Annotated in this window: 15 protein-coding genes; 6 read left to right on the top strand and 9 right to left on the bottom strand. The window is 64.4% G+C overall.

Annotated elements, in window-relative coordinates; genetic code table 11:
* Positions 1-6 precede the first annotated feature (6 nt).
* Positions 7-906 (bottom strand): transcriptional regulator GcvA, encoded by a 900-nt coding sequence (locus tag JQ616_RS05020; protein ID WP_212012670.1) that lies wholly within the window; start codon positions 904-906, stop codon positions 7-9.
* Between the two features lie 117 nt (positions 907-1,023).
* Between JQ616_RS05020 and JQ616_RS05015 the strand changes: the two genes are divergently transcribed.
* A complete protein-coding gene (locus tag JQ616_RS05015) occupies positions 1,024-1,227 on the top strand; it encodes a DUF1127 domain-containing protein (protein ID WP_212012669.1) in 204 nt (67 codons plus the stop codon).
* Positions 1,228-1,296: 69 nt separating this feature from the next.
* Positions 1,297-1,920, top strand: coding sequence for a GNAT family N-acetyltransferase (locus tag JQ616_RS05010; RefSeq protein ID WP_212012667.1), 624 nt, complete (start codon positions 1,297-1,299; stop codon positions 1,918-1,920).
* 126 nt (positions 1,921-2,046) lie between these two features.
* Here JQ616_RS05010 and JQ616_RS05005 read toward each other — a convergent pair whose 3' ends face one another.
* Positions 2,047-2,877 (bottom strand): oxidoreductase, encoded by an 831-nt coding sequence (locus JQ616_RS05005; protein ID WP_212012665.1) that lies wholly within the window; start codon positions 2,875-2,877, stop codon positions 2,047-2,049.
* A 119-nt stretch (positions 2,878-2,996) separates the two neighbouring features.
* On the opposite strand from JQ616_RS05005, the gene JQ616_RS05000 reads away from it, so the two are divergent.
* On the top strand, positions 2,997-3,911 hold the full coding sequence (locus JQ616_RS05000; protein ID WP_212012663.1) for a LysR family transcriptional regulator: 915 nt from the start codon (positions 2,997-2,999) through the stop codon (positions 3,909-3,911).
* Positions 3,912-4,064: 153 nt separating this feature from the next.
* Here JQ616_RS05000 and JQ616_RS04995 read toward each other — a convergent pair whose 3' ends face one another.
* Together JQ616_RS04995 and JQ616_RS04990 are read right to left on the bottom strand one after the other, a co-directional pair.
* Positions 4,065-4,895, bottom strand: a complete 831-nt coding sequence (locus tag JQ616_RS04995; RefSeq protein WP_212012662.1) for an enoyl-CoA hydratase — start codon at positions 4,893-4,895, stop codon at positions 4,065-4,067.
* Between the two features lie 161 nt (positions 4,896-5,056).
* The gene (locus JQ616_RS04990) at positions 5,057-5,758 is read right to left on the bottom strand and encodes an SDR family NAD(P)-dependent oxidoreductase (protein WP_212012660.1); all 702 of its coding nucleotides are present in this window, start codon (positions 5,756-5,758) and stop codon (positions 5,057-5,059) included.
* A gap of 71 nt (positions 5,759-5,829) precedes the next feature.
* Between JQ616_RS04990 and JQ616_RS04985 the strand changes: the two genes are divergently transcribed.
* Positions 5,830-7,611, top strand: a complete 1,782-nt coding sequence (locus tag JQ616_RS04985) for an acyl-CoA dehydrogenase family protein (protein WP_212013145.1) — start codon at positions 5,830-5,832, stop codon at positions 7,609-7,611.
* A 52-nt stretch (positions 7,612-7,663) separates the two neighbouring features.
* Positions 7,664-8,752, top strand: a complete 1,089-nt coding sequence (locus tag JQ616_RS04980) for a Zn-dependent alcohol dehydrogenase (RefSeq protein ID WP_212012657.1) — start codon at positions 7,664-7,666, stop codon at positions 8,750-8,752.
* A 112-nt stretch (positions 8,753-8,864) separates the two neighbouring features.
* Here the strand turns inward: JQ616_RS04980 and JQ616_RS04975 are convergent, their stop codons facing one another.
* The 3 genes from JQ616_RS04975 to mbfA form a co-directional block, all read right to left on the bottom strand.
* On the bottom strand, positions 8,865-9,218 hold the full coding sequence (locus JQ616_RS04975) for a nuclear transport factor 2 family protein (protein ID WP_212012655.1): 354 nt from the start codon (positions 9,216-9,218) through the stop codon (positions 8,865-8,867).
* A gap of 269 nt (positions 9,219-9,487) precedes the next feature.
* Complete coding sequence (locus tag JQ616_RS04970) at positions 9,488-10,960, bottom strand: amidase (protein WP_212012653.1); 1,473 nt, start codon at positions 10,958-10,960, stop codon at positions 9,488-9,490.
* A 101-nt stretch (positions 10,961-11,061) separates the two neighbouring features.
* Positions 11,062-12,033: an iron exporter MbfA gene (gene mbfA / locus JQ616_RS04965; RefSeq protein WP_212012651.1), complete on the bottom strand. Its 972-nt coding sequence runs from the start codon at positions 12,031-12,033 to the stop codon at positions 11,062-11,064.
* A gap of 167 nt (positions 12,034-12,200) precedes the next feature.
* On the opposite strand from mbfA, the gene JQ616_RS04960 reads away from it, so the two are divergent.
* Entirely contained in the window at positions 12,201-12,923 is a 723-nt protein-coding gene (locus tag JQ616_RS04960) for a DUF6065 family protein (protein ID WP_212012649.1), read from the top strand.
* Positions 12,924-12,994: 71 nt separating this feature from the next.
* Here JQ616_RS04960 and JQ616_RS04955 read toward each other — a convergent pair whose 3' ends face one another.
* Together JQ616_RS04955 and JQ616_RS04950 are read right to left on the bottom strand one after the other, a co-directional pair.
* Positions 12,995-13,372, bottom strand: a complete 378-nt coding sequence (locus JQ616_RS04955; RefSeq protein WP_212012647.1) for a hypothetical protein — start codon at positions 13,370-13,372, stop codon at positions 12,995-12,997.
* Between the two features lie 107 nt (positions 13,373-13,479).
* Positions 13,480-14,628: an alpha/beta hydrolase gene (locus JQ616_RS04950; RefSeq protein ID WP_212012645.1), complete on the bottom strand. Its 1,149-nt coding sequence runs from the start codon at positions 14,626-14,628 to the stop codon at positions 13,480-13,482.
* Between the last annotated feature and the right edge of the window lie 6 nt (positions 14,629-14,634).

Here is a 14,634-nt window from a genome sequence, read left to right as displayed (position 1 = left end):
GCCGCATCAAGGCGTCGTATGCGCGGTAGCGCCAAGCCAGGATCGGAACGCCGAGAGTTTGGGTGAATCGGCGCGTCCCTGTGGCGAGACCAGATAGAAGCCCGCATCGGCCGGCAGGGCGATCTTGAAGGGAACCACAAGGCGGCCCTTGGCGACGTCGTCCTGCACATAGGAGGTGCGACCCATCGCAATGCCGATGCCGTCGATCGCGGCCTGGATCGTCACGAACAGCAGGTCGAAGGTCACGCCCGGCTGTTTGGAGATATCGGTCGGCAATCCCGCCGCGGTCAGCCACAGCCGCCAATCGTCGCTATTGGCGTTGCTGGTGTGCAGCAGCACGTGATCCCTGAGATCCTCGGGGCATTTGAGTGGCTTGTTTCCCTGCAGCAGCGACGGGCTGCATACCGGAAACAGCTCGTCCGCCATCAACCAGTCGGCGCGCAGGCCCGCCCATTGGCCGCGGCCATAGCGGATCGCCGCGTCGACCTTGTCGCGCTGGAAGTCGACCAGGCTGGTCGAGGTGGTGATGCGGACGTCGATACCGGAATGTGCCTCCTGGAATGCCGACAGCCGAGGCAGCAGCCATTTCGCTGCGAGTGATGCCAAGGTCGAGACCGTCAGCACGTGATCGTCGTCCCGCCGCAGCAGGCGATCGGTCGCGAGTCTCAGGTCGTTGAAGGCGGCGCGGACGCCGGGAAGGTATTCGGTAGCCTCCGGCGTCAGGCTCAGGGAGCGGTTCTGGCGGATGAACAGGCGGACGCCGAGTTCCTCCTCGAGTCGTCTGATCTGATGGCTGATCGCGGTCTGCGTCACGTTCAGTTCGGACGCCGCCAGCGTGAAGCTCATGTGCCGCGCGGCGGCCTCAAAAGCCCTGAGGCCGTTCAGCGAAGGCAGCCGGCTGGTCATCCCTGATTTGCCTCCAATGCATGACTTTAATTCATGCGAAACGGTACAAAGTGTCGTTTGTGAACAGGCCGAATGGCGCAGATATTACCGCCAACAGGTTACCGATAGGAGCCGCAAATGTCCATTTTCACCCATGAATCGATGACAAATCATCATACGCCGGGCCTTATGCACCAGGTCGGCGAGACCCTGCATGTGTGGTGGGACCGCTACGAGCGCCGCCGCGAACTGTCGCAGTGGACCGAGCGCGACCTGCACGACATCGGCATGTCCCGCAGCGACATCGTTTTCGAGACCGAGAAGCCGTTCTGGCGGGCCTGATGGGCCGCCGTCGCCGGCGCCGCCTCGATCGAGGGGCGCCGGCCAATTTCTTCACCCGGGGAGCGTGTCATGACGGCGCTGCGTCTCGACGATCTCAAGCAATACTCTGACGTGCTGCGCGCCAAGAGCGGCAGCGAGATCAAGGTGCGCTTCGTCGAGCCGCGCGACCGCGAGGAGCTGCAGAACTACATCCGCTCGCTCTCCGCGGCATCTCGTTACAACCGCTTTCTGGGCGCACTGAGCGAGCTGCCGAAGACTGAGCTCGAGCGTTTCATCCATGTCGGCGAGGCTGACCGGTTCACGGTGGTCGCGACGATGCTGGTCGATGGTTTTGAGACCATCGTCGGCGAAGCCCGCTACGCTTTCCATGCCGATACGTCGAGCGTCGAGTTCGGCCTGTCGATCGATGACCGGTGGCAGGGCCACGGCATTGGCAAGGCGCTGCTGAAGAATCTCGAATGCCGCGCGGCGTCCTTTGGAGCCGAGCGCATCTTCGGCGATACGCTGCGGTCGAATGCGGCGATGATCGGCCTCGCCCGCAAGTCGGACTACGCTTTCGCTGCAAGCCCCGGCGACTGGAAGCTGGTGCGCTTTGCCAAGGAGATCCACGTCGAACCGCAAGACATTCCCTGTGCCAGCTGGCGGCTTGCCGCCATTTCCCGCTTGGCCGCGATGTCCTCGCTTGCGGTTTGACTGACTAGGCCCGGTTCTGGCCCCTCCAGAACCGGGCCCTTTTCTTTTTGATCTCGCTATCGTTACAGCTTGCTCCGCTGCCTCTCCCCTCGTGGGAGAGGCAGAGAGGAGCGAGCGGCGCCGCGATCACTCTGCAAAATCCGTCGATGTCGCAACCGCGCGCCAATCCGCGAGTTCGTTCGCGACAAACGCGTTCTTCGCCTCGATCCGCTCCACCGTGTCGCTGCCGAGCGGCAACCGCAGCGGCGGGGTCTCCGCGTTGACGAGCTTGAGCATCGCACCCGCAAGCTTGCGCGGGTCGCCGCGCTGGCCGTGGTTGAAGTCGACGGCAGCGGCGCGGGTCTTGCCGACGCTCGCATGATAATCTTCGATCTGATGCGCGGTGCGCGACAGCGAAGCATCGTCGAGGAAATCGGTGCGGAAGAAGCCGGGCTCGACCACCGTCACCTTGATGCCGAGCGGCGCGACTTCGGCGGCCAGCGCCTCGCTGATGCCTTCCACCGCAAACTTGGTCGCGCCGTAGACGCCCCAGCCGGGATAGCCGGTGTAGCCGCCGACCGAGGAGATGTTGATGATGTGGCCGGCGCGCTGCCGGCGCATATGCGGTAGCACGGCGCGGGTGACGCCGAGCAGGCCGAACACATTGGTGCCGAACAGGCGCTGGGTTTCCTCAGCGTTGGCTTCCTCGATCGCGCCGAGCAGGCCGTAGCCGGCATTGTTGAGCAGGATATCGATGCGGCCGAATGTCTTGACCGCTTCGCCGGCCGCAGCGTGGGCCTCGGTCTCGCTGGTGACGTCGAGCCGGGTGGCCAGCAGCCGCTCGTGCTGGCCGAGCCGTGCCGTGACGGTTGCGGGATCCCGGGCGGTGGCAACCACCGCATCACCTGCCTTGAGCGCGGCTTCCGCGATCAGAGCGCCAAATCCCCTCGAAGCTCCTGTGATGAACCAGACACGCATGATCTTGCCCTTTCCTGGCAGGCCCGGCGTGCTGCCGGGCTGATGGGCAAGGAATAGCGTCTCGCAATAGATGAGATAACCCGCTATAAGATACACAAGCTACTGAGCAGAATTCATCAATGCGGATCGATCCCTCCGACCTCGCCACCTTCCTCGCCATCGCCCGCCACAGGAGCTTTCGCGCGGCGGCGACCGAGCTTGGCGTCACGGCGTCGGCGCTGTCGCATGCGCTGCGTAACATCGAGGAGCGGCTCGATCTGCGCCTCGTCAACCGCACCACCCGCAGCGTGGCGCTGACCGAGGCCGGCGAGCTTCTGTTCGCGCGGATCAGCCCGGCGTTCCGCGACATCGATGACGCGCTGGAGGACCTCAACAATTTGCGCGGGCGTCCCGCTGGCATGCTGCGTTTCACCGCGGCGCGCCAGTCGGCGCAGCTGGTGCTGCTGCCGATCGTCACGCGCTTCCTGAAGGCGTTTCCCGATGTCAGCGTCGAGATCATGATCAATGACGCGCTGATCGACATGGTCGCTGCGGGCTTCGATGCCGGCGTGCGCTTCGGCGAGACCATTGCCGCCGACATGATCGCAGTCCCGATCGGGCCGCGGCATCGCTTTGCCGTGGTCGGCTCGACGGGCTATTTCAAGACCCATAAGCCGCCGGTTACGCCGCACGACCTGAAAGGCCTGCCCTGCATCCGCTATCGCTTCACCTCCGGCGCGATCTATCGCTGGGAGTTCGAGCGCGGCGGCATCGAGGTCGATATCGATGTCGCGGGTCCGCTGACGCTGAACGACCAGGATCTGATGGTCGATGCCGCGCTCGACGGAGCAGGGCTCGCTTACGTGTTCGAGGCGCAGGTCGAGGCGTTGATCGCGAAAAAGAAGCTGGTGCGTGTGCTGGCGGACTGGTGTCCGGCCTATCCGGGCTTTTTTCTCTATTATCCGAGCCGTCGCCAATTGCCGGCCGCGCTGCGGGCGTTTGTGGACTTTTCGCGCGCTCCATCCGTGTTACGGGATCGTCATGCGCGGGCTTGACCCGCGCATCCATCAAGCGAAAGCGCATCCTTCCTCGATGGATTGCCGGGTCACGTCTACGCCAAGGCTTCGACGAGGCTAACGGTCTTAGGCGCGCCGAAGCATTCGCGAAGGCGGCAAGCCCGGCAATCACAAGGCAGCGCGAGCTTCCGTTCAATTCCCCCGAAACACCGGCTTGCGCTTCTCGATGAAGGCCTGCACCGCCTCCTTGTGATCGGCGGTCGTGGTGAGGCGGATCAGCCGCTCGGCCTCGTGGTCGCGCGCGGTGGCGAAGTCGAACTGCAGCGCTTCGTCGAGATTGTCCTTCATGTAGCGCAGCGCCAGCGTCGGGCCCTCGGCGATCGACTTCGCCAGCGCAAAGGCTTCGTCGTGCAGCGTCTCGTCCGGCACCACGCGGTTGACGAGGCCGATCTGCTCGCATCTGGTGGCGTCGACCTTCTCCGAGGTGAACATCAATTCGCGGGCGCGCGAGGTGCCGACCAGGCGTGTCAGCAGCCAGGCCATGCCGTAATCGCCGCTCAGCGCCACGCGCAAATAGCCGGTCGAGATGAAGGCTGATTGCGCCGCGATCCTGATGTCGCAGGCCATCGCGATCGCAAGCCCGGCGCCGACCGCGGGGCCGGGAAGTGCTGCAATGGTCGGCTTGCGCACCGAGGCGAGCGCGCCGGTGAGCAGACGCTGCCGTTCCTGCAAATCCGCGACCTTGTCCTCATAAGACATTTCGAGCTTCTTCGGGTCGCGATGCGCGCCCATGCCCTTGACGTTGCCGCCGGCGCAGAACGCCTTGCCGGCGCCAGTGACGAGCAGCACGCCGACCTCGGGGTTCTCGCCGCAGGTCCGGATCATGGTGCGCAGCGCCGGCGTCAGCGTGTCCGACAGCGAGTTGCGGGCGTCCGGGCGGTTCAGCGTGATGACGGCGACGCGGTCGCGGATCACGCAGAGCAGTTCGTCGGTGCCGGTCTCGATCTTGATGTCAGCGGTCATTTCGCTCCCCATGCTGCTTGCTTCTTGGCTTCGTCGGGTGGGCAAAGCGAAGCGTGCCCACCCTCGCGATCAGAGTGCCGATGGTGGGCACGGCGTTGCGGCACCTTTGCCCACTCTACAGTCTTACTGAACGTTACGCCGCTTACATGATCTCCGTCATCTCAAAATTTCTCAACCCAGGGCCGCAGTTCCAGCTCCCAGGTCCAGGCGCTGCGCGGCTGTTGCAGCACGTTCCAGTAGCTCAACGCAATCGCGTCCGGATCGAGCATCGAGTCCGGCTTGTCGGCAGATTCGGTGCGGGCGGCGCTGCGGATGCCGCCGTCGATCACGAAATGCGCGACGTGGATACCCTGTGGCGACAATTCGCGCGCCATGCTTTGCGCCAGGCCGCGCAGCGCGAACTTGCCCATCGCGAACGGCGCCGATTGCGCATAGCCCTTGACGCTGGCGGAGGCGCCGGTGAACAGGATCGCGCCCTTCTTGTTGGGGAGCATGCGCTTCGCCGCCTCCTGCGCCACCAGGAAGCCGCCGAACGCGGAGACCGCGATCGCCTGCTCGACCTCTGAAGGCACGAGTTCAACGAACGGCCCGCGGCTGCGGCCACTGGCATTGTAGACCACGAGATCAGGTGTTCCGATCTCGCGTTCGACCAGACCAAAGAGACGTTCGACATCCTCGGCCTTGGTGGTGTCGCAGGCATAGGCCTTCGCGCCGGTTTCGGTGCAGAGCGCGCCGAGCTTCTCGATGCTGCGGGCGCCCAGTGCCACGCGAATTCCCTCCCGCGAAAATAGCCGTGTCAGCGAGGCGCTGAGGCCCGCGCCGGCACCGACGATCAGAGCGATCTTGTATTTTGGAATATCCATTGGGCTTTCCTTTGCTCGGCCGGAGGAGGATAGTCGTGCCCAAACAAATGAGCACCGCAGCCGGGAATTCAATGCAGCCGCACAAGCAGGGTCCGAAAACCTCGTCCACCAGCCAGCCGGGCCTGTTGGCGCCCGACACCACCGGAATGAATTTCTACCGGGCCGATCCGGCGCTGACGGATATTCTGAAGCTGCATCTGCCTGAGGCGTTGTTCCGTCACATCGAGCCGCATCTCGACCGACTCGGCGGATTGGCCGGCGGCACTCTCGACGAATGCGCGCGGCTCGCCGACCGGCATACGCCGGTGCTGCACCAGCGCGACAAGTTCGGCCGCGACGTGCAAACAATCGAATACCATCCGGCCTATCGCGAGATCGAGAAGGCCGCGTTCGGCGAGTTCGGCATTCACGCGCTGTCGCTGCGCAAAGGCATCATGGGCTGGCCCGACAAATATCCTGTCGTTGCAAAACACGCCTTCACCTTCCTGTTCAACCAGACCGAATTCGGCATGGGCTGCCCGATCAACGTCACCGACGGCTGCGCAAAGTTGCTGGCAAATTTCGGTAGCGAGGCGTTGAAGGCGAAATATCTGGACGGCCTGACCCAGACCGACATGAGCAGACTGACGCAGGGCGGCCAGTTCATGACCGAGAAGGAAGGCGGCTCCGATGTCGGCACGCTGACCACGCGCGCCGTGCAGGAGGGCGACCGCTGGCGGCTCTATGGCGAGAAGTGGTTCTGCTCGAACGCCGATGCCAAGGTGGTGATGCTGCTGGCGCGCCCCGAGGGCGCGGGGCCGGGTACCAAAGGCGTCGGCCTGTTCCTGATGCCACGCTTCCTAGACGACGGCTCGCAGAACCACTACCGGATCGTGCGCTTGAAAGACAAGCTCGGCACCCGCTCGATGGCCTCGGGCGAAATCAAGTTCGATGGCGCGATCGCCTATGCCGTCGGCAAGCTCGACCGCGGCTTCGTGCAGATGGCCGAGATGGTGAACTCGTCGCGGCTCTCCAATGGCGTGAAGTCGACCGCGCTGATGCGCCGCGCCTGGCATGATGCGATTACGGTTGCGCGCGGCCGCGTCGTCTTCGGCCAGCGCATCATCGATTTGCCGCTGGCGCGGCGCCAGCTGATGAAGATCATGCTGCCGACTGAGCAGGCGCTGTCGATGAGCTTCCTGACCGCTGATGCGCTCGACCGCGCCGAGGCCGGCAGCCAGGATGCCGCAGCGCTGCTGCGCATCCTGACGCCGACCCTGAAATTTCGCGCCACCCGCGACGCCCGCAAGGTCTGCGGCGATGCGATGGAGATGCGCGGCGGCATCGGCTACATCGAGGAATTCGTCACGCCGCGGCTGCTGCGCGATGCGCATCTCGGTTCGATCTGGGAAGGCACCGGCAACATCGTCGCGATCGATGCGCTGAAGCGCGCGGTCGGACGCCACGGTGCCGACAACGCGCTCGCTGCCGATCTGCACGCGCGGCTCGATGACAGCCCGAATGTGCCCGAGGCCTGGCGCAGCCGGCTGCGCGATCTCAGCGACCGCGCGATCGCGTTTGCGCGCGAGGTCGCCGGCCGCATCGACAATGAGGGCGATGCGCGGCGCGCCACCAGCCTGCTCTATCATGTCGCAAGCGCAGTCGCGCTGGCGTGGGAAGGCGGGCGCATCCACGAGATGCGCGGCGACGCACGCCGCTTGCTGCTGTCGCGGATGGTGATCGATCACCGCGTGATGCCCGGCGATCCGTTCCGGCTTGCGGAAAATACCGTTCAACGCAGGATGACCGAACATCTGCTCGGCGATCACGCCGTCGGCATGGCCGAGGTTGGCGAATTGCTCGTCGCAGCGTAGGCTGCGTGCGAGCGAACTTTTCAAACAAACAAAAACGTCAAGGGAGACCCCGATGAAGGCCGCCGTCCTGCATGAAGTCAATCAGCCGCTGGTGATCGAGGATGTCAGCGTGCCCAATCCGGGGCCGCGCGAGGTCCTGATCCGCACCGCGGTCGCAGGCCTCTGCCATTCCGATCTGCACTTCATGGAAGGCCTTTATCCGCATCCGCTGCCCGCCGTGCTCGGCCATGAATCGGCCGGCGTGGTCGAGAAGGTCGGCTCCGACGTCAACTATGTGAAGCCCGGCGACCACGTCGTGACGTGTCTCTCCGTGTTCTGCGGCACCTGCGACAATTGCACCACCGGCCGCACCGTGCTGTGCACCGACACCACGGTGAAGATGCTGCCCGGCGCGTCCAATCGGCTGTCCTGGGGCAGGAAGGAGAAGCTGAACCAGTTTCTCAACCTGTCGTCGTTCGCCGAGCAGATGCTGGTGCACGAGAACGCCATCGTGAAGATCAAGAAGGAGATGCCGCTCGATCTCGCCGCGCTGATCGGCTGCGGCGTCATCACCGGCTATGGCGCCGTGGTGAACACCGCGAAGGTCACCGCCGGCGAGACCGTGGCCGTGATCGGCTGCGGCGGCGTCGGCATGGCCGCGATCAACGGCGCGCAGATCGCCGGCGCCGGCCGCATCATCGCGATCGACACCAATCCGGCCAAGCTGCAACTCGCCACAAAACTCGGTGCCACCGACATCGTCGATCCCTCCCGCGGCGACGTTGTGCAGCAGGTGCGCGAGCTCACCGGAGGCGGCGTGCATCATTCCTTCGAGGTGCTCGGCCGCAAGGAAACCGCCGAGCAGGCCTTCGCCATGCTGGCGGCGGGCGGCACTGCGACCATCGTCGGCATGATCCCGTTCGGCCAGAAGATCGAGCTGCACGGTTTCGACTTCCTGCGCGAGCGCCGCATCCAGGGCTCGTCGATGGGCTCGAACCATTTCCGCGTCGACATGCCGCGTCTCGTCGACTTCTACATGCGCGGCAAGCTGCATCTGGAGGACTGGATCTCGGCCAAGCTGAAGCTCTCCGAGATCAACGAGGGCTTTGCCAATATGAAAGCCGGCAAGACGCTGCGCAGCGTGATCATGTTCGATAGCTGAGGCGACGCACTGCACTACTCGTCATGCCCGGGCTTGACCCGGGCATCCATCCTCAAGTGAGTCTATCCAAGACGATGGATTGCCGGGTCAAGCCCGGCAATGACGGTTCAAACTACCGCGCCACGTGCGCGGACACCGCGAGCCATTTCCCGTTCTGCCGCGCCCAGCAATCGGTGTAGCGGCCATAGGCCTGCTCGCCGTCGGCGTTGAGATAGCTGGTGCGGGCGTGGATGATGGCGAAATCGCCGAGGATGCGAATTTTGACGTCCTCGGCTTTCAACCCCTTGATCTTCACCGGGATCGCCGTCTGTTTCAGGAAAGCAGCGCGGTCGACCAGGCTCTTGTCGGGATTGGTGGCGTAGAAGTCCTGCGCCAGGATTTCATCGAAACGTTTGACGTCGCAGTTCTGAACCGAGTCGACGTAGTCCTTGTTGAGCTTTGTGAGTTCTTCGAGATCCTTGCTCATTGGTTTTCTCCCCGGTTCTGTTGTTTGTCATTGCTACGGGAGCGCCGTAGCAATGCTGTTCATACCGTCATCCCCGCGCAAAAGGCTTTGCCTTTGTCGCTGGAGGTGCGAGCTCCTGCGAGCCTCGAAGGATGCACGGCCACAGCTGTCGACCCTTCGAGACGGCCGCTTCGCGGCCTCCTCCAGCGACAACGGCAAAGCCGTTGCGCGGGGGTGACGGTGATAGAGTTAGGCGCGCGTCATTGATCCGCAATAACGGCAGCATTCACCTAGTCGTCAAACATCTTCGGCGGCACGAACCCGCCGAACTCGCGCTCGATCAGCTCGGCGAGCTTCAACGGCGTGCGGTCCTCGAGCGACGGGCCGACGATCTGCACGCCGACCGGCAATCCGTCGGGCGCGAAGCCGGTCGGGATCGCGGTCGAGGGCAGGCCGGGCAACGTCGCGATGCCGGGCCAGGCAAGTTGGTCGGTGTAGATATGCGGCACACCGTCGATCAGGATCCGCCGTTGCTCCTGATCGGGCGCATGATCGTGCGGATAGGCCGGCGTTGGCATGATCGGGCAGATTACCGCGTCGAACGATTTGAACAGCTCGCGCCATTGCGCGCGCAGCCGCGAGCGGGCGTAGGTCGCCTGCACCCAGTCGCGATGGCTGAGCGCGATGCCGCGCAGCCGTTCGGCCTGTAGGCTGGTGTTGTCAGCCGGCAGCGCGGCTGCTGCTGCGCAGGCGCCGGCATAGACCTCCGGCGGGAAGCTCGCCGCGAGGAACGACAGCAGCATCCGCATGTAGAGCCGCGTGGACGCCGCGAAATCCGGCAGCAGCGGGCTCGAACGCGACACCTTCGCGCCGGCCTTGTCGAGATTGCTGGCGAGCTTGTCGATGCTGCCGCGAACCGCTCTGTCGGTCGGCAGCACCGGATCGGTGTCGATAACGAGGATGCGGAAATCCTTCAGGTTGGTATGCCGTGCCGCCGGCAGGTCGAGCTTGTAGGCCTTGCCGACATCGAGCGGATCGGGACCGGCCATCACGTCGAGCAGCAGCGCCAGGTCGGCTGCGCCGCGTGCCATCGGGCCGATCACCGCGAGGTCGCGCTCATAGATGATGGGCGGCGCCGGCGGTGCAGTGTGGCCGCGAGACGCCAGCAGATCGTAGGTCGGCTTGTGTGCATAGACGCCGCAGTGGAAACCCGGCACGCGCAGCGAGCCGCCGATGTCCGAGCCGAGCGAAAGCGCGCCATAGCCCGCAGCGAGCGCGGCGGACGATCCGCCCGAAGAGCCGCCCGGCGTGCGGCCGAGGTCGTAGGGATTGTTGGTGGTGCCGTAGATATCGTTGTAGCTCTGCCAGTCGGCGAGGGCGACCGGCACGTTGGTCTTGCCGAGGATCACGCCGCCGGCGTCTTTCACCCGTGTGATCGCGAGCGCGTCCTCAGTCGGCACGAAATCCTTGTGCGGGGGGAAGCCCCAGGTGGTCGGCAATCCCGCGACGTTGAAGGATTCCTTCACCGTCATGGGAATGCCGAGCAGCGGTCTGTGCTCGCCGCGCGCGATTGCCGCATCCGCGGCGCGGGCCGCCGCAAGGCCACGCTCGAAATCGCGCACGCAGACCGCGTTGACCTTGCCGTCATGGCGCTCGATGCGGCCGATCACATCTTCCGCGAGCTCGACGGCGGAGACCTGCTTGTTACGCAGCGCCTCGGACAGTTCGACGGCGGTCTTGAAACTGTATTGCGATTTGGCCACGGCGTGCTCCCGGTTCTGGTTGTTGGCGCGATGATGGGCAGTTTGGCTGCCGCCCGCAAGCGCTGTAACCGTGGCACCGCCGCCATGCTTGATTGGAATTGCTACGCCGCGCCGATCAAGATGCCGACTGCGAGTACGATCGCGCCGCCCAGCACGATCTGGAACACTGCCTGCAGGAACGGCGTGTCCATGTAGCGCGAGCGGATGAAAGCGATCGCCCACAATTCGAAGAACACCACGATGCCGGCGATCGCGGTCGCGATCCAGAAGGCGTTCGGCCAGGCATCGGGCACCAGATAGGGAATGGTGTGGCCGAGGCCGCCGAGTGTCGTCATCAAGCCGCAGGTGATGCCGCGCAGCCAGGGCGAGCCGCGCCCGGTCAGCGAGCCGTCGTCGGACAGCGCCTCGGCAAAGCCCATGCTGATGCCGGCGCCGATCGAGGCGGCGAGGCCGACCAGGAAGGTCTGCCAATTGTGATGGGTGGCGAAGGCGGCGGCGAACAGCGGCGCCAATGTCGAGACCGAGCCGTCCATCAATCCGGCGAGACCCGGCTGCACATATTGCAGCACGAACATCCTTCGCCGCGTGCGGTCTTCCTCCGCGCGCACGTCGGGCTTGAGGATCTCGCCGGTCAGCTTGACCGCGAGTTTCTCGTGACCCTTCTCCTCCTCGGCGAGATCGCCGAGCAGCCGGCGTACGCCGGTATCCTCGGCCTTCTCGGCTGCCTTGGCATAGAAGCGTTCGGCCTCCAGCTCCATGGTCTCGACTTCCTTGCGGATGGTGTCGAGCGGCAGGTTCTTGGTCAACCAGATCGGGCGCCGGCGCAGAAAGCCTTTGACGTCCTCGCGCCGGATCGGCGGCAGATGCGGACCAAAGCGCTGCTCGTAGGTTTCGAGCAGCCGGTGGCGATGGCCGCGCTCCTCTTCGGCCATCTCCTCGAAGATCTTCGCGGTATCGGGATAGCGGCCGGCGAGGTCCTCGGCGAAGGACATATAGATCCGGCTGTCCTCCTCCTCGGAGGCAATCGCGACCGCGAGCACTTCGCGCTCGGTCAGATCGGCGAAATTCTTCACGGCAACGCCTTCTTTACCCAATTTAGAATTAGAATAATTCTAATATTAATCCCTCCTGCCGAGGTCAAGCCGGTAGGCCGCGCGCCAGCACCGTTTGTGATCACGATGAAGGGAACCGGGCGGCGCCACACCCGTTCGAGTTCCGGTGCTGATCAGCAGGGGACTCCATGAGCACGGTCAAATATCGCCTGAACGATCCGCGCCTGGCGCCGCGGCGGACCAAGCTGGAGATTCCGGGCTGGGCGGGTCAGCGCGAGCCGCGCGCCGACGGCTCGCGCGAGCAGGTCTGGCATTGCGTGCCGTTCTCGGAGGGCGCGCAATACGGCATCGAGCTGTTCTACCCGTACGACTTCGAACTGCACGTCACCACGCGGGATGGTCAGCTGCATCTCGATGCGGATTGGGGCGCGCCGCCAGACAGCGGCGTGCAGTGGCCTCCGTTCCGCAACTTCGGCACGACGTTCTACACCTACCAGATCCTGCTCGACCTCAAGGTCGAACCGGGCATGGCGGTCCGCACCGAGCCGCATCCGCGCTTTTACACCGACCGCACCGACACTGTGCCGATCGCCGTTCCGGCGCTGATCCGCAATTGGTGGCCGATGATGTTCTTCTGCGTGTTCAAGGCGCCGGCCGAAGGCCGCACGCACATCTTCCGGCCGAACGAGCCGTTCGCGCAGATCATCGTGATCCCGGAGGAGGCGAACTTTCAGCTTGAGCCAATGGGCGAGGAGGAGGCCGCCGAACGCGAGCTGCAGGCGCGCCGCATCTACAGCAGCCGGCCGAAACTGGCCTCCGGCACGGAATGGACATCGTCGACCGACACGGTGTTCGACGGCACCTATCGCCATCTCCACCGCGCGGCGAAGGAGAAGGCGCGCGGCGACTGAGTTGCACAGAATTTTGAACCAAAACAACGGGGCCTGCGGGCCCCGTTGTCGTATCGCACGTCGGTCGACGCTCAGTAGTCGCGTCGATAGAAGCTGTGGTGATGATGGTGGTGGTGATGATGGTGATGATATCGCCGATAGCGCGGCACCACGATGACGGGAGGCCCGTAGCCGCGATCATGGCCGCGATAGTAACCGTGATGATGGTGATGGTGGTGGTGATGATGATGGTAGAACTGCGCGAGCTGCACGTTCTCGCGTGCCTGCGGCGACGCCGTCTCGTCAAGCGCTTGCAGCTTCGCCGAAGCGTTCGAGATCGGCTCCAGCAGTTCTGCGTAGGAATTCGCCCGCAATACGTCGGTCGGCGCAGGCGCCGGTGCGGCTTGCACCGTTCCGAGCGCACCGAGCGACGCGACCGCGCCCAACAGTCCGGCAATCTTCTTTTCCATAGTCCTCCTCCAGGTCAGGCCGCCGGACAAAGGACCGGCTGAGCGCAACGCTGGGTTCCATGGAATGTTCCTTGAAATGTCCGGAACATGTCATCTTGCGTCCGCTCTTATTGCGTCGCACGCGCGAGGAACTGAAGCAGCAGCCGGCTCACCTCGTCCGGCTGTTCCTGCTGCACCCAATGGCCGGCGCCATCGACCAGGTGGCAGCCGATCATGTTGGTGCAGGCTTTGGTCTGCATCGCCTCGAACACGCCCGGTCGCTGATGGGTGCCCCAATCCTGTTTGCCCGAGATGAACGCCGACGGCTGGTCGATGCTGCGGCCGCTCCAGGTCTGCAATTCCGGCGTGAACGCGCCGGACGTCCCGCAGCGGTACCATTGCAGCCCGCCCTGGAATCCCGTGCGCTGATATTCGGCGCTGTAATAGGCGAGCTCGCGATCCGGCAGCCAAAGATTGGCGGCGATCGCCTCGCGTGACGGCATCTCCTCGGCCACGGTCGCAGCCATGTTCTTGGCGAGATCCATCACGTAGTAGGTCGGCAGCTTTGCCAACTCGCCCGCGGACCAGGATTGCAGCGGATACGGCTTGTTGTCTTTCCAGTCTGCGCTCTTGTGATGATAGTAGGCGCGGAGGAAGTCGTGCACGCCCTGTGGTGCGCGGTGCATGTCGTCATTGGCAGGACGCGTCGAATAGTACCACTGGTAGTGCTTGCGCGGTCGCGGCAGTGCGGCGAGCTCGCGATGTACGGGGTCTTCGCCCGCTTGCTTCGCCGGCCCGTTCGCAGTGTTGAACGGCAACGACGGCGGGCCCGAGAACGGGGCGCTCATCATCACCACCGCACGGAACACGTCGGGCCGGATCAGTGCGCACCATGCCGCGACCGACGAGCCGAAATCATGCCCGATCACCGCATCGACATGGGTGTAGCCGAACGCTGCGACCAGCCCGAGCGCATCGCGCACCAGGTTAGGCAGCCGGAACGATGCGAGGTCGCCGTCGTAATCAGCGCTCCAGCCCGTGGTGCGGCCATAGCCGCGCTGGTCTGGCGCAATCACGTGATAGCCGGAAGCAGCGAGCTTCGGCATCACCTTGCGCCAGGAAAATGCCAGTTCGGGAAAGCCGTGCAGCAGCAACAGGCAGGGACGGCCTGATGTTTCGAAGCCGGCTTCGAGCACATGCATGCGCAGGCCGTTGATCTCGTCGACATAACGCGAGCGGATTGTGGAAGGGAGCGGGACGTCGGGGAGCGTTTCCATCTGAGA

The organism is Bradyrhizobium tropiciagri, assembly GCF_018130545.1.
Lineage (GTDB): Bacteria > Pseudomonadota > Alphaproteobacteria > Rhizobiales > Xanthobacteraceae > Bradyrhizobium > Bradyrhizobium tropiciagri_A.
This window is presented reverse-complemented; position numbering and strand designations above follow the sequence as displayed.